We start from the raw sequence: 21983 nt of genomic DNA, 5'->3' as shown, positions 1-21983 counted from the left end.
TGGCGACGGAACCGTGTCGGGCGGGGTGGGGTTCGGTGAGGGTGGGTGGGGTTGCGTTGCCGGGTGCGGGTGAGTGGGGCTTCTCGCGCTGTTCCCCGCGCCCCTCAAGGGCCTACGGCCCTTTCGGGCCGAAAGCAAGGGGCGCGGGGAACAGCGCGTCCAGCCCCACCGGACCGGCACCCGACAAGGCACCCACGCCCGACAACGAAATGGATTTGCCCGTGTGGTGGCGCGGCTCGGACAATGCGCCCCATGGGACATCTCGAAGCCGCTCATCTGGAGTACTACCTGCCGGACGGGAGGGCGCTGCTCGGGGACGTGTCCTTCCGGGTGGGGGAGGGGGCGGTGGTCGCGCTCGTCGGGCCCAACGGGGCCGGGAAGACGACGCTGCTGCGGCTGATCTCCGGTGAGCTGAAGCCGCACGGCGGATCGGTGACCGTCACCGGTGGCCTCGGGGTGATGCGGCAGTTCGTGGGCTCCGTGCGGGACGAGACGACCGTGCGGGACCTGCTGGTGTCGGTGGCGCAGCCGAGGATCAGGGAGGCCGCGAAGGCGGTCGACGCCGCCGAGCACGCGATGATGACCGTGGACGACGAGGCGGCCCAGCTGGCGTACGCGCAGGCCCTCTCCGACTGGGCCGAGGCGCGCGGCTACGAGGCGGAGACCCTGTGGGACATCTGCACCGTGGCCGCGCTCGGCGTGCCGTACGAGAAGGCGCAGTGGCGGCAGGTGCGGACGCTCTCCGGCGGTGAGCAGAAGCGGCTCGTCCTGGAGGCACTGCTGCGCGGCACCGACCAGGTCCTCCTCCTCGACGAGCCCGACAACTACCTCGACGTCCCCGGCAAGCGCTGGCTGGAGGAGCGGCTGAAGGAGACCCGCAAGACCGTCCTGTTCGTCTCGCACGACCGGGAACTGCTCTCCCGAGCCGCCGAGAAGATCGTCAGCGTGGAGCCGGGACCGGCGGGCGCGGACGCCTGGGTGCACGGCGGCGGCTTCGACACCTACCACGCGGCCAGGCGACAGCGCTTCGAGCGCTTCGAGGAACTGCGCAGACGCTGGGACGAGAAGCACGAGCAGCTGAAGAAGCTCGTGCTGAACCTCCGCCAGGCGGCCGAGAACAGCGTCGCGCTGGCCTCCCGCTACCAGGCCGCCCAGACCCGGCTGCGCAAGTTCGAGGAGGCCGGACCGCCGCCGGAGCCGCCGCGCGAGCAGGACATCACCATGCGGATCAAGGGCGGTCGTACGGGCGTCAGGGCGGTCACCTGCAAGGCACTTGAGCTGACCGGCCTGATGAATCCCTTCGACCTGGAGGTCTTCTACGGCGAACGGGTCGCCGTCCTCGGTTCCAACGGCTCGGGAAAGTCGCACTTCCTGCGGCTGCTCGCCGGTGACGAGGTCGCCCACACGGGCGAGTGGAAGCTCGGTGCCAGGGTCCTGCCGGGGCACTTCGCGCAGACACACGCCCACCCGGAGCTGGAAGGGCGCCCGCTGCTCGACATCCTGTGGAAGGAGCACGCCCAGGACCGGGGCGCCGCCATGTCCCGGCTGCGCCGCTACGAGCTGACCAAGCAGGCCGAGCAGCCGTTCGATCGGCTCTCCGGCGGCCAGCAGGCCCGCTTCCAGATCCTGCTGCTGGAGTTGCAGGGCGTCACCGCGCTGCTCCTCGACGAGCCCACGGACAACCTCGACCTGGAGTCCGCGGAGGCATTGCAAGAGGGCCTGGAGACCTTCGAGGGCACGGTCCTCGCCGTCACCCACGACCGCTGGTTCGCTCGTTCGTTCGACCGCTTTCTGGTCTTCGGTTCGGACGGTCGCGTACGGGAGACCCCGGAGCCCGTGTGGGACGAGCGCCGCGTGGAGCGCGCCCGCTAGGCCCTGTCCTCGGCTGCCGTCCGCGCGGGGGCCCGGGGCCCCGGATCTTCGTACAGTGGAGGGAGGACCACCGAGATCGGGGTACCACCATGACCGGAGTGCACCCGGACCAGCTGGACGACCAGCAGTTGATGAAGGAACTGGAGTCGATCCACCGCACGCGGCACGACACGCTGCTGCACGGGTCGACCGAGGCGCTGCGCACCCACAACGAACGGATGGCCCAGCTGGAGGGCGAGTATCTGCGCCGCCATCCGCGCCGGCCGGTCGTCTCGGGCCGTACGCGCGACGGAGCGCGGGATCGAGGGCCGGCGACGCCATGAGACCCGGGGCGAGCGCGGGGACGCGTGCGCTGCTCGACCGGCACGCCGAGGCACAGGACCTCTTCGGCGCGAGGGTCCACGCCGTCCGGGACGACCAGTGGGGCGCCGACACGCCCTGCGCCGAGTGGTCGGTCCGCGACCTCGTCAACCACCTCGTCTCCGAGCAGCTGTGGGTGCCCTCGCTGGTACGGGACGGCTGCATGATCGAGGAGGTCGGCGACACCTTTGGGGGCGACCTGCTGGGCCCCGACCCGGCGGCCTCCTGGGACACCGCCGCCCACTCCGCGCGGGAGGCGTTCACGGCGCCCGGCGCGCTGGAACGCACGGTCCACCTCTCCTACGGCGACACCCCGGCGACCGCGTACTGCGCGCAGATGGTCGCCGATCTCGTCGTGCACGCGTGGGACCTGTCCCGGGCGATCGGAGCGGACGAGCGGCTGCCGGGGGAGCTGGTGCGGTTCGCGGCCGACGAGATCGCCCCGTATGCCGGTGATCTGGAGAAGAGCGGGCTGTTCGGGGCGCCGGTGGCTCCGCCCGTGGGGGCGGACGCGCAGACCAGGTTGTTGTGTCTGCTCGGGCGGCGGCCGTAGGGGGGCGAGGGCGTAGGGGGCCGTTCGGAGCTCGGGGCCGTCGGGTGTGCTGCGGGATGCGGGTGCGTCGTGGTTGATCGAGCAGTTCCTCGCGCCCCTGAACGGGAAGGGCCTTGGGCGCCCCTTACCGAGAGGCGCCCAAGGCCCGTGTGATCGTCGTTCGTCAGCAGTGGGTCGGCGGGCGGTCCCAGTGGCGGTGGGCCGCGATCGCCGCCACGAACTCCCTGGTGAAGTCCTCGCTCGCGGTGCCCTGGGCCGTGTCCGTCACCACGCCCCGGTCCGCCACCACATGGTGGAACTCGGAGGAGAGCCGGACACCCTCCGGCCGGAGGGCGGCGACGACCCCGACGCCGGACCCCAGGGCGCCGATCGGCTTGCCGTGCCGGTAGGCGTCGCGGACGAAGCGCATCGCGTCGAGGTCGGCGGCCTGGGACGGGGTGCCGACCGGACCACCGGGCAGGAACACCGCGTCGTACAGGACGGAGGCCACCGTCGGCAGGGCCCGGTCCACGGTGTACCCCGCGCCGTCCGCGCCGCGTACGGTGCCGTCCTGGGCCGCGATGGCCTCCACGATCGCGCCCTCGGCCGCCAGCGCCTCCCGCACACCGGTCACCTGCTCGGCGTCCACACCGTCGGAGACCAGAACCGCGATCTGCCGGGTGCGGATGGAACCGGGACCGCGCTGCGCCTCCAGACTGAGGGCCGGGGAACTGAGCTTGTACGCCCCCGGCTCGGCGTCCGACGGGACGGGCACCCCGATGCCCTTCGCCACCTCGGCCGCCAACTCCGGGTCCACCTTCACCAGTTGCTCCACCGTACGAGCGCGGACGGAGAGGGCCCCGACCTTGCCCAGTTCGAAGCGGAAGGCGGCCACGATGTGCTGCCTCTCCCAGGGCGCCATGCTGTTCCAGAACAGCGCGGGCTGGCTGTGATGGTCCTTGAAACTCTCGCTGCGGCGGCGGATCTTGGCACCGTCGACGCGCTCGGCGAGGTGCGCGTAGGCGTGCGGGTCGGCGCCCGCATGGGCCGGGCAGCCTCCGCCGAGGGAGTTCGGGAAGTAGTTCGTGCCGCGATGGATCGCCGACTGGTGGTAGCCGTCGCGGTGGTTGGTGCGCACCGGCGCCACGGGCCGGTTCACCGGCAGCTGGCTGAAGTTGGGGCCGCCCAGGCGGATCAGCTGGGTGTCCAGGTAGGAGAAGTTACGGGCCTGCAGGAGCGGGTCATTGGTGAAGTCGATGCCCGGGACGACGTTCGCCGTGTGGAAGGCGACCTGTTCCGTCTCCGCGAAGAAGTTCTCGGGGTTGCGGTCCAGCACCATCCGGCCGATCGGCCGTACCGGCACCTGCTCCTCCGGGATGAGCTTCGTGGCGTCGAGCAGATCGAAGTCGAAGGCGAACTCGTCCTCCTCCGGCACGAGTTGGACGCCCAGCTCCCACTCCGGGAACTCGCCGGCCTCGATGGCGTCCCACAGGTCCCGGCGGCTGAAGTCCGGGTCCCGGCCCTGGCACTCCTGCGCCTCGTCCCACACCAGTGCGTGCGTGCCCAGCTTCGGCTTCCAGTGGAACTTCACGAAGGTGCCCCGCCCGTCGGCGGTCACGAAGCGGAAGGTGTGCACGCCGAAGCCCTGCATCATGCGGTAGCTGCGCGGGATCGCCCGGTCGGACATCAGCCACATGATCGCGTGCAGCGTCTCCGGCTGGAGGGACACGAAGTCCCAGAGCGTGTCGTGCGCGGAGGCGCCCGTCGGGATGTCGTTGTGCGGCTCCGGCTTCACCGCGTGCACGAAGTCGGGGAACTTGATCCCGTCCTGGACGAAGAAGACCGGGAAGTTGTTCCCCACCAGGTCGTAATTGCCCTCGGACGTATAGAACTTGGTCGCGAAGCCGCGTACGTCCCGCACGGTGTCCGCCGACCCGCGCGGCCCCTGCACGGTCGAGAACCGCACGAAGACGGGGGTGCGGACCGACGGGTCCTGGAGGAACGCCGCGCGGGTGAACTCCGCGCAGGACACGTACGGTTCGAAGTACCCGTACGCCCCCGCGCCCCGGGCGTGGACCACTCGCTCCGGGATCCGCTCGTGGTCGAAGTGGGTGAGCTTCTCCCGGAAGTGGAAGTCCTCCATCAGGGTCGGCCCGCGCTCACCGACGGTCAGCGAGTCGTCGGTGTGGTCGACGGCCACGCCCTGGTCGGTGGTGAGGGGCCCCGACGCCGGGTCGACCGGGTGGGCCGCCTCGCGCTGCTCCTGCTTGCGGTCCTGGGGAGAGGTCATCAGGCGGCCTCCTGGGAGAACACGTCGAGGAACGCCTCACAGAACGCCTTGAGGTCGTCCGGTTTGCGGCTGGTCACGAGCTTGTTGGGGCCGTGGTCGCAGATCCGCACCTGCTCGTCCACCCAGGTGCCGCCCGCGTTGCGGATGTCCGTGCGCAGACTCGGCCACGACGTCAGGACCCGGCCGCGCACCACGTCCGCCTCCACCAGCGTCCACGGCGCGTGACAGATCGCCGCGACCGGACGGCCCCGCTCGAAGAACGACCGGGTGAACGACACGGCCTTGTCGTCCATACGCAGGAAGTCGGGGTTGGCCACCCCGCCGGGCAGGACCAGCGCGTCGAACGACTCGGGCGGCGCCTCGCCCACCACGGCGTCCACGGCGAACGTGTCCGCCTTGTCGAGATGGTCGAAGGCCTGAATACGACCGGGCTTCGTCGACACCAGGACGGGTTCGTGACCGGCGTTCTCCGCCGCCTGCCATGGCTCGGTCAGCTCGATCTGCTCGACACCCTCGGGGGCTGTCAGGAATGCGATACGCATGGCTGCTCGGTCTCCTCTCCTTGCCTTTCCCCGTGTTGTTCCGTGCGTTGTTCCAGGCCTTGTTGCGTGCCTTGTTCCGGGCTGTGCGCCGTGCCCGGTCCGCCGGCGGTCATCGGGCCACCACCCGCAGGGCGCGCAGCTCCGGGTCCGACGGATCGGGTACGTACATGCCGTGCTCCACGCCCGACCCGAGGTACTCCACGACCGCCCGGTTGATCCGCTCGCCCGGACAGATCACCGGCACTCCGGGCGGATAGGGGCTGGCGGGCTCCGCCGCCACCCGGCCCACGGCCTCCGCCGGCGGCACCTGGTCCACCGGCCCGAAGAAGGCGTCGCGGGGGAGCAGCACGCTCTCCAGCTCCAGCTCCTCCGGCTCGGGCAGCCGTACGTCCGGCCGCGGCGGCAGCGACTCGCGACGCTTCACGAGGTCCGTGAGGGCGTCGAGGAGCGCCGCGCAGCTCTCCTCCGTGTCGGCGTGGGTGAGTTGGGCCACGACACGTCGGTGGTCGCCGAGCCCGAGATCCACCCGGTGGTGCTCGCGCAGCCACTCGACGGCCGCGTACCCGCTCGTACCGAGGCCGGAGACGTCGATCACGACCATCAGCGGGTCGTACGCGAACGCCCGGTCGGGACCGGCGAGTTCGGCGTCGGCCAGCGGGACGAGTCCGGGCAGCGCGGCCACCTCGGTACGCAGCCGGGTCGCCAACCTCAGCGCCCGGTCCAGGAGTTCATGGCCGCGCTCCACCAACTGCCGCCGCCACCCGTCCAGCGCCGCCCACATCAGGACCGACGGACTGGTGGTGTTGAGCAGGCCGCCGCGGAGCCTGAGCACCGCCGGATCGACCAGGTCGCCCCGCAGATGGAACACCGAGCCCTGCTCCAGGCCCGCCCCCATCTGGTGCACCGACGTCACACACAGGTCGGCGCCCGCGTCCATGGCCCAGCTCGGCAGGGCCTCGTGGAACGGCAGATGGGCGCCCCACGCCTCGTCGACGGTCAGCGGGCGGCCGCGCGCGTGGCAGACCTCCGCGACGGCGGCGATGTCCGCGCAGGTGCCGTACGCCGTGGGTGTGACCAGCAGCATGCCTTTCGCGTCGGGCGCCCGCTCGAAGGCCTCGGTGACCTGCTCGGGGCCCGGCGGATGCGACAGCCGGTGCTCGGCGTCCCAGCGCGGGCGCACCCACACCGGTTCGATGCCGGCCAGGATCACGCCCGCGATCACGGACTTGTGGGCGTTGTGCGCGACCAGCAGCTTCTCGCCCGGCCCGGCGACCGCCAGCATCGACGCCTTCACCGGCAGGGAACTGCCGCAGGCCGAGAAGTAGGCCCGGTCCGCGTCGACGGCGTGCGCCATCAGCTCCTCGGCCCGCTCCAGGACCCGGCCGGACATCCGCCGGTCGTCCAGGCCGTTCAGGGCGAGCACGTCCGAGGCGATCACATCGGGACCGAGCGTCAGGGCGACCCGCGCGTCCACGCCCACGCCACCCTTGTGGCCGGGCGGTGAGAAAGGCCGGCGGTCGGCGCGCCGGTAGCGCTCCAGGGCCTCCAGGACGGGGGTACGGGAGTGGTCGGGCCGCTGATCGGTGGTCACGCTGTCGTCGTCCATGGTCTCCGTGCCGGTGGCTGTCCGATGCGGGGTGGGGGCCGGGGGCGCGCTTGGGGTCGGGGCTGGGGATGTCGGGACGGGGTCGGCGTTGGTGGTGTGCGTCGGCGGCGGTTCAGCCGGCTGGCTGGTGTCGGTGGGCGGGGCGCGCCGCCACGGTCCGTCGGAGGCGAGCCGCCCGGTCAGGCCGGGACCGGCCCCGGGCCGACGCCGGAGCCCGGGTTTGTTTCGGAACCGGATCCCGAGCCCGAGGCCGTCCGCGGGTCGGCCCCGCAGATCTGGTCCGGACCTCGGTCGGCGCCGGAGAGCCGGTCCGCCCCTGGGTCGGCGCCGGAGAGCCGGTCCGTTCCTGAGTCGGTGGCGAATAACCGGTCCGCTCCCGGGCTGGTCCCGGCGGTTCGGTCGGTCCGTGGCCATGGTTCGGGGGATGCCCGGCTGATGTGGGCGAGCGTCGAGCCCGGGTCCTGGGAGACGGCCAGGTCGCCGAGGCTGACCATGCCCACCGGGTGTCCGCCCTCCATGACGGGCAGTCGGCGTATCGCGTGGTCGCGCATCCGCGCGACGGCGGCGGACACCGCGTCGTCCGGGCCGATCACGACCGGGTTCGGGGTGCAGACGGCCTGGGCGCTCACTGTCAGCGGGTCGGCCCCGTCGGCGACGGCCCGCAGGGTGATGTCGCGGTCCTTCAGAACCCCGATCACGTGTCCGTCGGCCGCGACGAGCACGTCCCCGATGTTCTGGGCGCGCATCAGCTGCGCAGCCTCCACGAGGGAGGCGTCCGGGCGGACCGTCGCCACACCTGGCGTCATGACTTCCCTCACGAACTCGGCCATGGTCTCCGGGCCTCTCGCCGCTCCGTCTCGACCGGGGTCGCGCCCGCATCGGCGTGACCTTGCCCGCAGTACCCGCGAGGAGGGGCCCTATGTGTCCCCGTCGTGTGTGGATTCCGTGGCCTCCGCCGGGGGCCGCGCGGCCCCACCCCTCGCTTCTCCGGCCGCTCCGGCTCCCCCGGTCCCACCGCTCTCGTCCTGGACCTGGACCACCGCCTCAGCGAGTTGGTGGACCGAGTCGTAGCGGGCCTTCCGCGGCAGTCGCTCCAGGGGCGCGACCAGCCCGTCCGGGGCGTGCCGGTCCCGCAGGACCCGGATCAGCTCGGCGGGGCCCGCCGGGAACGACGTACGGCCCAGGACCCGGGCCAGGTCCAGCCGCAGCGCCTCCACCCGCGCGGGCGCCCGGCTCGGCGTCACCGGCCCGTGCGCCACCTCCGGATCGTCCTCTGCGTAGGGCTCGGGGTCGTTCCACTCCTCCGTCCGGGTGGGATGCCCAGATCGGAGCAATCCCTGCAGTTCGTGCTTCATCTCGTCGTCGCGGTGGGCGCTCATCCGGTCGCTGCCTCGCTGCATGACTCCCCTCCAGATCGGTTGGTGGCCCCCGCGTACCCGAACACCCGGCACCGACACGGGGGAGCCGGGTCACGGACCTCCGGGGCGCGGACCGGCGGCGCGCGGAACCGGTGGCGCGTGCCTCAGGACGCACCGTCGCCGTTGTCGGACGAAAGGAAAAAGTTCAGTCCTCGTGGCCCTGATCCCGGAACGCGTTCGTGGTTCCGCGGGACTGCAAATCGTTTGACAGACCCCCTGATCCTCAAGCAGAACGCGGCCGGGACGGAGAGTTGCAGGGACACGACGCAGGCGCATCTCGGTTCCCGCCGCGACACCGGAGCCGCTCCCGGTGATGGTCGATCGGCTCGGCGTCCTCTGCCGTTCGGCGGGGGTGGTGCGGAAGCTTGGCAGACGCGTCCAGGCGTCCGGACCGGCGACGTTGTGCGCATGACTCAGACAGAGTTCTCGCACGAAACGCCACCTCCATGGCACGCGATCATCGTGCCCGTGCCCGCGGTCGTTGGGCCGCCTCCGCGTACGGGGAAACGCACGCGCTTCACGATCTACAGAACGTACGCGACCGCCTCCGTGGCCGCCCTGCTGGCCACCTTCCTCACCCCGGCGGCGGCCCGGGCCGCCCCCGCCCCGAAGGAGAGCCGACCGGTCTACTCCTACGCCCATGCCGTCCGTGAGTCCGTCTGGGTGGACACCGGCCTCGACGGCGATGGCGACGGCAGGAACGACCGCGTCGCCGCCGACATCGTCCGGCCCCGCGAACCCGCCCGGCTGGGCCGCAAGGTCCCCGTCATCATGGACGCCAGCCCGTACTACTCCTGCTGCGGGCGCGGCAACGAGAGCCAGAAGAAGACGTACGACACGCGCGGTCGCGTCGGCCGGATGCCGCTGTTCTACGACAACTACTTCGTTCCCCGCGGCTACGCCTTCGTCGGCGTCGACCTCGCCGGCACCAACCGCTCCGACGGCTGCGTCGATGTCGGCGGCCGCAGCGACATCCGGTCCGCGAAGGCCGTCGTCGACTGGTTGAACGGCCGCGCCAGGGCCTACACCAGCCGGCGCGGCGGCACCGCCGTCAAGGCGACCTGGACCAACGGCCGCACGGGCATGATCGGCAAGAGCTGGGACGGCACCATAGCCAACGGCGTCGCCGCCACCGGCGTCAAGGGCCTGAAGACGATCGTTCCGATCAGCGCGATCTCCTCCTGGTACGACTACTACTTCGCCAAGGGTGCCCCGTTTTCGGAGTTCGGCCCCGACTGGCTGTCCTTCGCAGTGCAGAGCGACGACGCCTCCAGGCGCTGTGCGGCCATGGAGCGCAAGCTCGTCGACGGGGCCCCGCGCAGCGGTGACAGGACGCCCCTGTGGACTGAGCGCGACTACGTCAAGGACGCGGCGAAGGTACGCGCGAGCGTGTTTCTCGTGCACGGGATGCAAGACCTCAACGTCCGCGCCAAGCATTTCGGGCAGTGGTGGGACGCCCTCGCGAAGAACGGCGTCGAGCGCAAGATCTGGCTTTCCCAGACCGGTCACGTCGACCCCTTCGACTTCCGGCGCGCCGACTGGGTCCATGCCCTGCACCGCTGGTTCGACCACGAACTCCTCGGCTACGACAACGGCATCGACCGTGAGCCCATGGCCGACATCGAGCGGCACCCCGACCAGTGGGTCACCTCGAACGTGTGGCCGTCGCGCGACACGCACACCACCACCCTTCACCCGGCCATCGGCAGTCGGCCGGGCGTGGGGACCCTCGGCCTGAACAAGAGCACCGGCACCGAGACGTTCACCGACAACCGCGCGCGCGGCGAAACCGACTGGGCGGCGCGGATCGGCAGCACGACGCCCGAGAAGGCCGGCTTCCTGACGAAGCCGCTCACCAGCGACCTACGTCTGTCCGGCTCCTCCAAGGTCACCGTCACCGCCACCCCGACCACGTCGACGGCCCATCTGTCCGCCGTCCTCGTCGACCTCGGCCCCGACACCATCCGGGACCACGCCGACAAGGCCGAGGGCATCACCACCCTCACCAACCGCACCTGTTGGGGCAGCAGCACCAAGCGGGACAGCGCGTGCTTCAAGGCAACGCGGGCGAAGAAGAGGTCCGTCGACTACACCGTGTTCAGCCGCGGGTGGGCCGACCTCGGCAACCACGCCTCCGACCGCAAGGGGGTCCCGCTCACCCCGGGCAAGGCTTACACCATCACGCTCGACCTCGCGGCCACCGACCACGTCGTCCCCAAGGGGCACCGCCTGGCCCTGATCGTCGCGGGCACGGACAAGAACCTCATCGAACCGCCGTCCACCACCCCGACGCTCACCCTGGACCTGGCCCGTACGTCGGTTCGCGTCCCGCTCCTCGGCGGCGCCGCCGCGTTCACCCGCGCCACCTCGGGCGGCACCTCCACCGCACCCGAGGCCAGGGTCCTGGACGGCGTGCGGGCACCGCACACCGCACAGCGCGTCCCCGGCAACTGACCGAGGCGGGCGGCCGGGCATGCCCGGCCGCCCGCCTTCCGGGCGACGGCGCTCACCTGGTCCTCGTAGCTTTGTGAGGTGTGCTGTGGGGCAGTGAGGTCGACGCCGCGCAGCGCGCGGCCGAGGAAGCAGCCGTCCTCGGTGGACATACCGGCTCCGCAGGCGGCGTACGGCGAGGTCGGGTGTGCTCGGCGTCGCCCTGTGATGGTGAATCCGCCGAAGATGTGCAGCCGATGCTCCTGCTTGGGGCCCCACAGCGTGCGTCGGGCCAGTGAGTCGATGCCGTCGACGCCGACCAACACGTCGTGCTGCGCCGTGGTGCCGTCGGCGAAGTGCCCAGTGACCGGCAGGTATTCGCCGACACCAGCCGGTGGGCAGACCTGCCCGCGGCCGAACTCGTCCGCGCGGCAGTGGCCGAAACGGTCGGCATCTTTCGGTCCTGAGGGCGGCGGAAGCCCTCACGCTCCCCGACAGCGAGACCGTGGTTCGCCACTGCTTCAGCACCGTCTTCGCCGCGTCGGTCATCCGTGCAGTCATCTCCACCAGCCGCCGATTCCGCCGGTTCGGCCACCACCGGCGGCCGCACGCCGCTCCGGGGGCAATCATCACGTTCCGGGTGACCGACTCGACATCAGCCACCCGGGCCGACCGTGAGCCGGAGGCGGGGAAATTGCCGTCAGACCAGCCTGAAGTGCCGCACTTTGCCGTTCGGTGTGCGTCGCCATGCCGTCCGTCGATAATTGGGTGCCAACGCCTGCGGCACTCGCCGCGTTCTGACCGGAGTCGGCTCGCGCGTCGGCCGTCGGGGACGTCGCGGCTGACTGAGGGGGGTGGCAGGGTGATTCGGGTGCTGTTGGCCGACGACGAGGCGTTGATCCGCGCCGGGATCCGGTTCGTGCTCGACGTCGCCGATGACATCGAGATCGTGGCCGAGGCGGACAACGGTGCCGGCGCCGTCGAGCTCGCTCGCAAGCACCTCGTTGACGTCGCGCTGCTGGACATTCGCATGCCTGGCGTCGACGGGCTGGCCGCGGCCGTCGAGATAAGAACGGTGGCGCCGCGGACGAGCGTGGTCATGCTGACCACCTTCGGTGAGGAAGAGTACGTCACCCGGGCGCTGCGCTGCGGCGCTGCGGGGTTTCTGCTCAAGGACACCCCGCCCGACGACCTGATCAGGGCTGTCCGGGTGGCGGCCGCCGGTGAGCCCGTCCTGTCGCCCCGGGTCACCCAGCAGTTGATCGATCGCCACGTCAACCGCGACGTGAGCCAGGCCGACGATGCGCGGCGCCGTGTCGCGGCTCTGACCGACCGCGAGCGCGACGTGCTGTGCCTGCTGCGTGAGGGCTGCTCGAACGCTGAGATCGCCAAGGCGCTGCTGATGAGTGAAGGCACCGCCAAGTCTCACGTCAGTCGCATCCTCTCCGTCCTTGGCTGCACCAACCGGGTTCAGGCGGCGATCCTGGCGCATGATGCCGGAGTTCTTCCGCCAGGCAGCCGTTCCTGATCCGCCTCGTCGAGCCCACGCGAAGCGTCGGCTTGCCGGGTTCCGCCTACGGCGTCCGGATCTCGACCTTCTGCGCGAGCTTGGCGTCGTGGAAGCAGAACCGGCCCGCTTTGCGGGCGGTCATGCTGTCGCCGCCGGTCAGCTCGCGCACCCTGTCCTGGGTGTCGCCGATCTTGATTTGCTGGTAGGTCAGTGGCGAGACGGCAGACTCGAAGTAAGAACAGACGCTGAGCCGAGACCGCCGCAGACCGCGACGGCGACTCCGGCGAGGGCGATGAAGGCCGTCTTGGTCTTCCTTCGTGATGCGTGGTGGTGGGGCCCGTCTTCGGCCCCGGTACGGGAGGGGAGCATCTGCGCGTCGGCCAGGGCGGGTTGATCGATGGTCGGGCTCATTGCGCCCGGGCTTCAATGGCGCAGGGGGAGGGTGGCGGTGAGGGCGTGGTTGCCGGTGAGCGGGTCTGTGCCGGCGGTGAAGTCGCCGCCGGCCAGGCGGGCGCGTTCGCGCAGGCCGGCCAGTCCCAGGCCGCTGCTGGGCGGTGGGACGGCGGGCGGGCGTGCGACGTTGAGTACGTTGATGGTGAGTTTTTCGGTGTCGACGGTGACGGTCAGCCGGGTTGGCGCACCCGGGGCGTGTTTGTGCACGTTGGTGAGGGCTTCGCGCACGATGCGGTTGACCGCTCGGCGGATGCCGGTGTCGGCGTCGGTGAGGTCGCCGCCGCGCCAGGACAGGGTGAGGGGCAGGCCCGCATGCTGGGCTTCGGCGACCAGGCTGGTGACATCCTCGCGCGTGCCGACCGCCGATTCGGCGCCGTCCGGTGGTTCGGCGCCGTCGAGGCGCAGGATGCCCAGCACCGTGCGAAGCTCGTCGAGTGCGGTCCGGGAGGTGGTCCGCAGCAGGTCGGCCTGCTCGTTGATCTCGGGGGCCGCGGTGCGGGTGCGCATCTCCAGGGCACCGGCGTACAGGACGATCAGGCTGAGCCGGTGGCCGAGCAGATCGTGCATCTCGCCGGCGATGCGCGCCCTTTCCTGCATCCGGGCCTGCGACTCGCCGAGCAGGTTGGCGCGTTCCAGCAGGGCGTTGCGTTCGTGCAGGGCATCCATGGCCAGGGCTCGCTCCCCCTGCCGCATGCCGATGGCGCCCGGCAGTACCACCAGCAGCACATTGATGACGACGATGCGGCCGACATCCTCCAGGTCAACCGTCAGCCCGGCGAGCTCGACGAAGCTGGCCGCGGATTGCACGCCGGTGGCGAGCGTCAGAGCGGCCACCGCGAGGCGAGTGTCCGGGACCTGGCGGCCCACCGCATAGGCGAGCATCACGCTCACCGGCCAGACAAAAGCCAGCAGGGTCGTGCTCTGCAAGATCAACGCCACTGCCGCGAGGCCGGTCCCTGCCAGCAGCGAGGTGATCGGCCAGGTGAACCGGCAGAGCAGGGCGAGTGCGGCGGCCAGCAGGCCGATCGCTGTTGCGGGCTGCCCGGGCACGTTGATGACGGCCGTGACGATCGCCGTGGCGGGCAGGAACAACCACCACGCCAACAGCAACCTGCCCTGCCAGGTCGTCACCGCCCCGGCGGTGACGACCTCGGGGAGTTTCGCCCAACCAGCCACGGCACCTCCACGACGACGGCGGTGGCCGCCGAGCCGGGCGGTCGCCCGACCGATGAGCGCAGCCGCGTCCGGGCCACGCCGGCCGGGGTCACCAGCCGCAGCAGTGCAGCGGTGATGACCGGTAGCCCGTGATCGGCGCCGACCGTACCCGAGGACGGGGGCCGTGGTCATCGTATCCGGGCTCAGCCAGGGCCGACCTTGTTCGGGCGAAGGGCGAACGGGCCCTGACACGCCGCGTCTCACCGGACGAACTTCGCCAGTTTGGTGGTGTTGTTGAGCAGGTACTCCAGCGGTCCGCGGCGGAAGAAGCGCGACCAGACGGTGGCGAACACGATCGCCCCGGCGATGAACCCGAGCAGCGGAACAAAGGTGCCGATGGCCTCATCGGGCAGCATGGCGTAGGCGGCGACGTGGGCGACGTAGAGCGTCAGGGACATGGTGCCCACGGCGATGAGCGGGCTCGCCAGCAGGCGCAGCCACGCGAGCCGGGCCATGGTCGCGGTCGCGCAGACGAGTACGGTGATCGCCACGCCGAGGCCGCCGATGATCTCGAAGGTCGTACCGCTGTGCGGCTCGGCTCCCAGCAGCGACGAGGCTATGTTCGCGCTGTCCGTGACCTTGTTGTTGATGTAGTCGAAGGCCGGCGATCCCGGTCGCAGGGATTCGATGGAGTTCGGATCCAGGTTCGCGAAGGCTTCCTTCAGAGCGGCCTTGTCCGCCTGAATGGGCGGGTACAGCCTTGCCGTCAGCCAGGCGGTCCCGTATCCGAGCGCCATCAGCGCGGCGCCGAGCGCGGCCAGCCGACGTTGCACCACGCCGGCGGCCAGGTCGAGCCGGGCCAGTGCCATGCCGGCGATCACGAACGGCATCCAGGTGATCGCGGGGTAGTAGCCGTCGAGCAGCAGACCCAGCAGTCCGTCGCCGCCGAGCCTGCCGATCGGGTCGTAGGTGTTGATGATCTTCGCCGTCGTCTCGCCCAGCAGCCACTTCAGGCCGAACGCCGCCTGCGGCCCGACGACCGCGAGCACGGCCGCGATGATCGCGAGGGTTCTGGCCCGCAGTCGTATCAGGGGCAGTGCCAGCAGGAAGTACACCCCGTAGAAGGCGAGAATCACCAGGATCCCGGTCCTGAGCATCGTCAGCACGGTGCCCAGCGCCAGCAGGACCACAGCCCGGATCACGATCCGGGCCTTCGCCTGCCGGCCGGCCAGGCCGGTCTTCGGCTCCCGACGGCTGGCGATCAGCATCAGCGAGAACCCGGCGAGGGTGGCGAACAGGATCGACGACCGGCCCTCGGTCAGTTCCAGCAGCCAGCCGCCGAAGCCACCCACGTCCTCGGCAGGTGGGGCGACGTGGACCGCGAACATGCCGAACACCGCCAGCGCGCGGGCCAGGTCCACCCCGACCAACCGCCCCACCGACGGCTGCTGTTCGACCACGCCCGCGGGTTCAGCGGGTGCCCCGTGCCGCGGAGGTGGCGTTTCGTGCGAGATCTCGATCTGAGTCATGCGACCAACGTCGCCGGTGGGGACGCCCTGACGCCTCTGCCAAGCTTCCGGACCACCTCCGCCGAACGGCCAAGGACGCCGAGCCGATCGGCCATCACCAGAAGCGACTTCGGTGCTGCGGTCTTGACTCGCGGTCGCTGTCGCGGCCGGTGCGGGCGGCCGACGTCGCCGACGCGGCCCCTGTGCTTGTCGATGAACGCCACGAGCAGGTGTGTGACCGGTCGAGCTCAGAGATGCCGACGCGCATCGTGTGGCTGCTGGAGAACTCCCCGCCGCTACCGGCCGGGGACAACTGACTCGGACACGTGGCGTGACGTCGGGACATTCAGCCGCACCACGATGCCAGGTACGGCACTGAACAGTTCACCGCGCTACTGAACCGACCACTGAACTCTTTCGTGCGCAACTGAACTCTTCAGTGCCGTTCAACAGCCGTCGTGCTTCTTCGACCCGGCGCCCGGCAGGAACTCCTGCATCTTCGCCTTGAAGCCCTGTTTGACCATGGACGCCCGGTCGGCGTCGCCCTTGAGGATCGAGGCGGCCGTGGACTCCATCTGCTCCCAGGTCGCGTGCGGCGGGATCGGCGGCACCGCCGGGTCGGTGAGGAACTCCACCACCGCCGGACCGTCCGCCGCGAGGGCCGCGCGCCAGCCCGCCTCGACGTCCTCCGGCTTCTCCACCCGGATCCCGGTCAGCCCGAGCGAGCGCGCGAAGGCGGCGTACTGGACGTCGGGCAGCTCCTGCGAGGGCAGGAAGGACGGCTCGCCGCCCATCGCCCGCAGCTCCCACGTCACCTGGTTGAGGTCGTGGTTGTTCCAGACGGCCACCACCAGCCGCGGATCCTCCCAGCGGTCCTGGTACTTCGCCGCGGTGATCAGCTCCGCCATGCCGTTCATCTGCATCGCCCCGTCCCCGACCAGGGCGATCGCCGGACGGTCCGGGTGCGCGAACTTCGCGCCGATCGCGTACGGCACCCCGCACCCCATCGTCGCCAGCGTGCCGGACAGCGAGCCCCGCATGCGTCCGCGCATGGTGATGTGCCGGGCGTACCAGTTCGCCGCCGAACCGGAGTCCGAGGAGATGATCGCGTCGTGCGGCAGCAGCGGATCGAGGGCGTGGGCCACCAGCTCGGGGTTGATCGGATCAGCCGACAGCTCAGCCCGGCGCGCCGTCACCTCGCGCCAGCGCGCCACCCCCGCGCACACCTCGTCGTACCAATCGCGCCCCCGCTCCGGATCGATCAGCGGGATCAGCCGCTCCAGCGTCGCCTTGGCGTCCCCGACGAGATTCACCTCGTACGGGTAGCGCATCCCGACCATGTGCGGGTCGATGTCGATCTGCACGGCCCGCGCCTTGCCGAAGTCCGGCAGGAACTGGGAGTAAGGGAAGGACGAGCCGATGGTCAGCAGCGTGTCGCAGTCACGCATCAGCTCGTACGAGGGGCGCGTGCCCAGCAGCCCGATCGAGCCGGTGACGTACGGCAGTTCGTCGCTCAGCGCGTCCTTGCCGAGGAGCGCCTTGGCGACGCCCGCGCCGAGCAGCTCGGCGATCCGGGCCACCTCGGCACGGGCACCGGCGGCGCCCTGCCCGATGAGGATCGCGACCTTGTCGCCGGCGTTCAGGATCTCGGCGGCCCGCTCCACCGACTCCGCCGACGGCACCGCCGTCCAGGAGCCGCCGCCCAGACTGGAGGGGACCATCTTGAACTCGTGGGTCGGCGCCGAGTACTCCAGTTCCTGCACGTCACCGGGGACGATGACGGCCGTCGGCGCCCGCCGGGCGTACGCGGTGCGGATCGCCCGGTCGAGGACGTTCGGCAGCTGCTCGGGCACGGTCACCGTCTCGACGAAGTCCGAGGCCACGTCCTTGAACAGGGTGTGCAGGTCGACCTCCTGCTGGTAGGAGCCGCCCATCGCGCTGCGGTGCGTCTGGCCGACGATCGCCAGCACCGGCACATGGTCCAGTTTGGCGTCGTACAGCCCGTTGAGCAGGTGGATCGCCCCCGGGCCCGACGTCGCCGCGCACACCCCGAGCCGGCCGGAGAACTTGGCGTAGCCGACCGCCTGGAAGGCGGACATCTCCTCGTGCCGGGACTGGATGAACCGCGGCCGGTCCTCGGCCCGGCCCCAGGCCGCGAGCAGCCCGTTGATGCCGTCCCCTGGGTAGCCGAATACCTGTTCGATATCCCATTCGCGCAGCCTCCGCAAGATGTGATCGGCGACGGTGGTGCTCATACTGGACCTCCCGGGGTGTGGTCTCCCGAGCGAGTCACCCGCGGGCGGAATGGAAAACCCCGAATGTGTTTGCCATGCATGATCCGGGGCAGGCGCATAGAAGTGCTTCGGACAGGAGGCACGTCCGTGGAAGTGGCGAGGTTTCCCTCACGGGTGTGCTGTCCCTCGTGCAGCTCCGCGCCCCCACGGTGACCGTCCATCCCAGAAGCGCCATCCAGGGAGTTGCGACGCACCATGCGTACCCAGGCGAAGCATCATCCGCACGACGATGCCCCCGACACCGCGGAGGCCTTCCGCCAGCTGGCCGCACTTCCGCCCGGTCAACAGCGGGACACCCTGCGTGAGCAGATCATCGAGGCATGGCTCCCCATGGCCGAACGGCTCGCGGGCCGGTTCCGCAACCGCGGTGAGAGCTACGACGACCTGCGCCAGGTCGCCTCGCTCGGCCTGGTCAAGGCCGTCGACCGCTACGACCCCGAGCTGGGGAACGCCTTCGAGAGTTATGCCGTGCCCACCGTCACCGGTGAGATCAAGCGGCACTTCCGGGACCACATGTGGACCCTGCACGTGCCGCGCCGGGTCCAGGACCTGCGCAACCGTGTGCGGTTCGCCAGTCAGGACCTGTCCCAGACCATCTCCGGGCGACGCCCCACCGTCGCGGAGATCGCCGCACACGCGAACATGAGCGAGGAGGACGTCCGGGTGGGGCTGGAGGCCCTGGAGAGCTTCACGGCGCTGTCGCTGGACGCGGAGCTGCCGGGGAGCGAGGACGGCTACTCGCTGAGCGACGCGCTGGGGGCGCCGGACCCCGCGTTGGACACGGTGGTGGACCGCGAGGCCGTGAAGCCCCGGCTGGCCGCGCTGCCGGAGCGGGAGCGGGCGATCCTGTACATGCGGTTCTTCGGCGACATGACGCAGAGCCGGATCGCCGAGCAGTTGGGGATCTCGCAGATGCACGTGTCGCGGTTGATCAGCCGGTGCTGTGATCGGCTGCGGGACCAGGTGATGAAGGACGCGGTGTAGCTCCGCTGGTTGGCCGTGGGCGCCGTGGGGGTGGGGTGCGTCGGTCGTCTGCGGGTTCGTCGTGGCTGGTCGCGCAGTTCCCCGCGCCCCTTACGGGGCCCGGGTTTCCATGGCCAGGGCTATGTGGCGGGACATCGTGTCCATCGCCTGGGCCTCGGCCATCGAGAAGGCCAGGCGGGCGCCTGAGCGGAAGAGGGTCAGGACGCCCGTGACCGGGCCTTCCGGGGGAGCCAGCGGCACGGTCAGCAGGGAGGTCACATCGGCCTTCACGAGGACCGGGGCCCCCGAGCCGTCGTGGCCGAAGGCGGCCGGGTCGGCCGGACGGATCTGGAGGGCGGGGGAACCGCCCCGGGCGGCCGTGACGACGAGGGGACAGGTGGCGGGGTCCTGGGACACCAGGAGCTTTGCCTCCTCCTCCGAGGGGGCCAGGACCGTGGAGCGCGCGAGGCCGGGAGTCGTCGTGTCGGCGACCACCCAGTCGGCGAAGCGGCCGTGCAGGACACGGGCCGCCCGGTCGAGGGCCGTACCGGCCGGCGCCGTGAGCAGGGCCGTGGTCATCGCGTCGAGGAGGTCCATCAGGGCCGCGTGGCGGGTGGTCTCGGTGAGGTTGGGCAGCGGACGCAGGGGCTCGACGGTCGGCATCCGGTGTCCGGCCGGCTGGAGGAGGACCAGGACGGTGTTGCGCGGCTCACCGCTGCCGGGGCGCAGCTTGGTGAGCGTGGCGCGGACCGGCAACGACGGGCGCTGCTGCAGGTGGACGCTGAGACTGCGGTCGCCCTCGCCGCGGGCCACGGCCGCCGCCTGCGAACGGAACGCGCCCCGGTCGGAATGGGCGAGGAAACCGCTGAGCGGACGGCCCGTCGCATAACCGGACCGTACGCCGGTGAAGGCGGTCGCGGCCTGGTTGAGGCGCCGCACCACCGTCTCGCGGTCCACCAACAGCACCGGCAGCGGCAGGCTTTGGAACATGGTCCTCAGCAACTGGTGCTCCTGCGCGGCGGACGAGGTGCCGCCGGCCGGACCCGAGGCGGTGAGTCGCTCGTACCACGGCCACAACTGGTCCGCGACGTGGTCGAGTTCGAAGAACGCCGCGTCCAGGACCGTCGGCAGATCTCCCGTCGGCACCGAACGGGCCGCCTTGAGCTCCGCGACACGGTGTACGAAATCCGCGAGTTCCTCACCGAATTCGTCCGTCTGGGTCATACGACGAACGTAGCGCCTGGACGACGCGGAGGGCACGGCCGGACCGAAGGCCGAAGATTCGTTTTCCGCGCGGGTGCGTGGGAAGGCGATCCGAGGAGGAGGCGTGCATCATGCCGGAACGCGAACAACTCGGCCGCGTGGGCCGGGAATCAGCGGAATCCGCACATCCGGGCAGAAGGCTCTCCGAACTCGTCGAACAGGCCGCCCGCTGCACCGACGACTGCTGCGGCGCCAGCGGCATGGTGTCCGACAGCGGCACCGAACGGCCCGCCGCGGTCACCCACCCCGACCTCGCGGGACTCGTCGCCGTCCAACTGCGCTCGGGCGACGGACCGCTCCCGGCCGCGCTGGAGCGCGGTGAGCCCGTCGACTCCGCCGATCTGCTGCGCGAGGAACGCTGGCCGGAGTACCGGGCGGTGGCCCTCGACGCGGGCGTACGGTCCAGCGTCACGCTCCCCTTCAGGCGCTCCGGGCTCACCGTGACCCTCAGCCTCTACAGCTTCCGCCCCCACGCCCTGAGGGACGTCCCGCACGGCCCCGCCCGTGCCCTCGGCGACCTCGCCGCGACCTGCATCGTTCGCGACCGCTCCTACCGGGCCGCCCTCAGCGAACTCGACCAGCTCGGCGCCGCACTGCGCTCCCGCCCCGTGGTCGACCAGGCCTGTGGCATGGTCATGCACGTCCTCGGCTGCGACGCCGACGCCGCGTTCACCGTCCTCCGCCGCATCTCCCAGGGCACCAACCGCAAACTCTCGGACGTCGCGTCGGCGGTGGTCCAGAAGAGGGGCCGGGGCCTGGAACGGGAACTGGTCTCCCTTTCTGATTGAGCCGACCCGAGCCGCAGCACGCCCCCATAGGGGCGCGGGGAACTGCGCGACCAGCCACAACGAACCGGCAGCCGACCACGAACCCGCTCCCGCCACGGTGCTCACCGGCGAACGCGGCGGAGCGAACCGTCACCCGGTCGGCCCTCCGCGTCCCGCGAATGGTGCCCGGTGACGCGCGCCCCGTGGGGCTCGGCGCTCTGATGGACGCGGGGCACGGCGGTCGTGCCCCCACCCCGCCGGAGTCGGCCGAAGGAGTCCCCCCGATGCCCCCGCCCACGCGCCCGCCCATGCGCCGCAGAGCCCGTGTCCTGTCCGCCGCCGCCCTGATCGGTGCCGTCCTGGGCGCCGCCGCCACACCCGCGTACGCGGACCCCGCGGCCGAGGTGGACCCCCAGTCCGTCGAGCCGGGCGGCACCCTCACTTTCTCCGTCGCCTGCGACCCGACCGGCGGCACCGCCCCCGAGACCATCGAGGCCAGCTCACAGGCGTTCGAACAGGGCACCGTCACGCTGCAACGCCTCCCCGGCGACGGTGACGCCGGCCCCTCCTACCAGGGCACGGCGAAGATCGCGCCCGCCGCGGACTTCGAGACCGGCGTCGACGCGGCGAACTCGGCCACCGAGTGGGGCGTCGACGGAGTGTGCCCCGCGGCCCCCGGAGGCGAGGGCAAGCAGTGGAGCGCGGCCTTCGACGTCTCCGTCGGAGGCGACCAGTCCTGGTCCACCCTCAAGCCGACCCACCAGCCCACGCACCAACCGACCCACCAGCCCACGCACCAACCCTCCCACCACTCCACGCACCAACCGGCACCGGTCCAGCGCGGCGTCCACGCGGGTGACGGCGGGGCCTTCACCGACTCCGTCCCGGCCATGGTCGCGGGCGGCCTGCTCGTCGCGGGCGCGCTCGGCGCGGCCGTGCACCGGCTGCGCCGCCGGGACCGGTGGACGCCCTGAGGGCTCCGCGCCCGCCACCGGCCCCTGACGGATGTGACCGGCGCAA

Annotated in this window: 16 protein-coding genes and 1 pseudogene; 8 read left to right on the top strand and 9 right to left on the bottom strand. The window is 71.2% G+C overall.

Annotated elements, in window-relative coordinates; translation table 11 throughout:
- The first annotated feature begins 252 nt into the window (after positions 1-252).
- From P8T65_RS08230 to P8T65_RS08220, 3 genes are all read left to right on the top strand, one after another.
- Positions 253-1872, top strand: a complete 1620-nt coding sequence (locus tag P8T65_RS08230) for an ATP-binding cassette domain-containing protein (RefSeq protein ID WP_316724701.1) — start codon at positions 253-255, stop codon at positions 1870-1872.
- A gap of 89 nt (positions 1873-1961) precedes the next feature.
- The gene (locus tag P8T65_RS08225; RefSeq protein WP_215450621.1) at positions 1962-2195 is read left to right on the top strand and encodes a DUF6158 family protein; all 234 of its coding nucleotides are present in this window, start codon (positions 1962-1964) and stop codon (positions 2193-2195) included.
- Complete coding sequence (locus P8T65_RS08220) at positions 2192-2785, top strand: TIGR03086 family metal-binding protein (RefSeq protein ID WP_316724698.1); 594 nt, start codon at positions 2192-2194, stop codon at positions 2783-2785. The genes P8T65_RS08225 and P8T65_RS08220 overlap by 4 nt, the downstream gene beginning before the upstream one ends.
- A gap of 163 nt (positions 2786-2948) precedes the next feature.
- On the opposite strand, the gene P8T65_RS08215 is transcribed toward P8T65_RS08220, so the two are convergent.
- The 5 genes and pseudogenes from P8T65_RS08215 to P8T65_RS08195 all read right to left on the bottom strand — a co-directional run bounded on the left by P8T65_RS08215 (position 2949) and on the right by P8T65_RS08195 (position 8602).
- On the bottom strand, positions 2949-5054 hold the full coding sequence (locus P8T65_RS08215; RefSeq protein WP_316724697.1) for a catalase: 2106 nt from the start codon (positions 5052-5054) through the stop codon (positions 2949-2951).
- Complete coding sequence (locus P8T65_RS08210) at positions 5054-5596, bottom strand: type 1 glutamine amidotransferase domain-containing protein (RefSeq protein ID WP_316724696.1); 543 nt, start codon at positions 5594-5596, stop codon at positions 5054-5056. The genes P8T65_RS08215 and P8T65_RS08210 overlap by 1 nt, the downstream gene beginning before the upstream one ends.
- Before the next feature lie 109 nt (positions 5597-5705).
- Positions 5706-7202: an ornithine decarboxylase gene (locus P8T65_RS08205; RefSeq protein WP_316724695.1), complete on the bottom strand. Its 1497-nt coding sequence runs from the start codon at positions 7200-7202 to the stop codon at positions 5706-5708.
- Between the two features lie 407 nt (positions 7203-7609).
- Positions 7610-8032, bottom strand: a pseudogene (locus P8T65_RS08200) (CBS domain-containing protein); the annotation flags it as partial.
- A gap of 87 nt (positions 8033-8119) precedes the next feature.
- A complete protein-coding gene (locus tag P8T65_RS08195; protein ID WP_399098550.1) occupies positions 8120-8602 on the bottom strand; it encodes a DUF2795 domain-containing protein in 483 nt (160 codons plus the stop codon).
- Between the two features lie 426 nt (positions 8603-9028).
- On the opposite strand from P8T65_RS08195, the gene P8T65_RS08190 reads away from it, so the two are divergent.
- Positions 9029-11074 (top strand): Xaa-Pro dipeptidyl-peptidase, encoded by a 2046-nt coding sequence (locus P8T65_RS08190; protein WP_399098548.1) that lies wholly within the window; start codon positions 9029-9031, stop codon positions 11072-11074.
- Between the two features lie 838 nt (positions 11075-11912).
- Positions 11913-12578, top strand: a complete 666-nt coding sequence (locus P8T65_RS08185) for a response regulator transcription factor (RefSeq protein WP_316724693.1) — start codon at positions 11913-11915, stop codon at positions 12576-12578.
- Between the two features lie 405 nt (positions 12579-12983).
- On the opposite strand, the gene P8T65_RS08180 is transcribed toward P8T65_RS08185, so the two are convergent.
- From P8T65_RS08180 to P8T65_RS08170, 3 genes are all read right to left on the bottom strand, one after another.
- Complete coding sequence (locus P8T65_RS08180) at positions 12984-14189, bottom strand: histidine kinase (RefSeq protein ID WP_316724692.1); 1206 nt, start codon at positions 14187-14189, stop codon at positions 12984-12986.
- 239 nt (positions 14190-14428) lie between these two features.
- Positions 14429-15697, bottom strand: coding sequence for a heparan-alpha-glucosaminide N-acetyltransferase domain-containing protein (locus P8T65_RS08175; protein WP_316724690.1), 1269 nt, complete (start codon positions 15695-15697; stop codon positions 14429-14431).
- A gap of 425 nt (positions 15698-16122) precedes the next feature.
- Positions 16123-17931 carry a thiamine pyrophosphate-requiring protein gene (locus P8T65_RS08170; RefSeq protein WP_316724689.1) on the bottom strand — a complete coding sequence of 603 codons (1809 nt, stop codon included), beginning with the start codon at positions 17929-17931 and terminating at the stop codon, positions 16123-16125.
- A gap of 234 nt (positions 17932-18165) precedes the next feature.
- On the opposite strand from P8T65_RS08170, the gene P8T65_RS08165 reads away from it, so the two are divergent.
- On the top strand, positions 18166-18954 hold the full coding sequence (locus P8T65_RS08165) for an RNA polymerase sigma factor SigF (protein ID WP_316724688.1): 789 nt from the start codon (positions 18166-18168) through the stop codon (positions 18952-18954).
- Between the two features lie 90 nt (positions 18955-19044).
- Here P8T65_RS08165 and P8T65_RS08160 read toward each other — a convergent pair whose 3' ends face one another.
- The gene (locus P8T65_RS08160; protein WP_316724687.1) at positions 19045-20157 is read right to left on the bottom strand and encodes a PAS domain-containing protein; all 1113 of its coding nucleotides are present in this window, start codon (positions 20155-20157) and stop codon (positions 19045-19047) included.
- 110 nt (positions 20158-20267) lie between these two features.
- Here P8T65_RS08160 and P8T65_RS08155 point away from each other — a divergent pair, with 110 nt between their 5' ends.
- Together P8T65_RS08155 and P8T65_RS08150 are read left to right on the top strand one after the other, a co-directional pair.
- Positions 20268-20984: a GAF and ANTAR domain-containing protein gene (locus tag P8T65_RS08155; protein WP_316724686.1), complete on the top strand. Its 717-nt coding sequence runs from the start codon at positions 20268-20270 to the stop codon at positions 20982-20984.
- 287 nt (positions 20985-21271) lie between these two features.
- A complete protein-coding gene (locus P8T65_RS08150) occupies positions 21272-21937 on the top strand; it encodes a PT domain-containing protein (RefSeq protein ID WP_399103011.1) in 666 nt (221 codons plus the stop codon).
- The last annotated feature ends 46 nt before the right edge of the window (positions 21938-21983 follow it).

Origin of the sequence: Streptomyces sp. 11x1, from assembly GCF_032598905.1 — a bacterium.
Lineage (GTDB): Bacteria > Actinomycetota > Actinomycetes > Streptomycetales > Streptomycetaceae > Streptomyces.
This window is presented reverse-complemented; position numbering and strand designations above follow the sequence as displayed.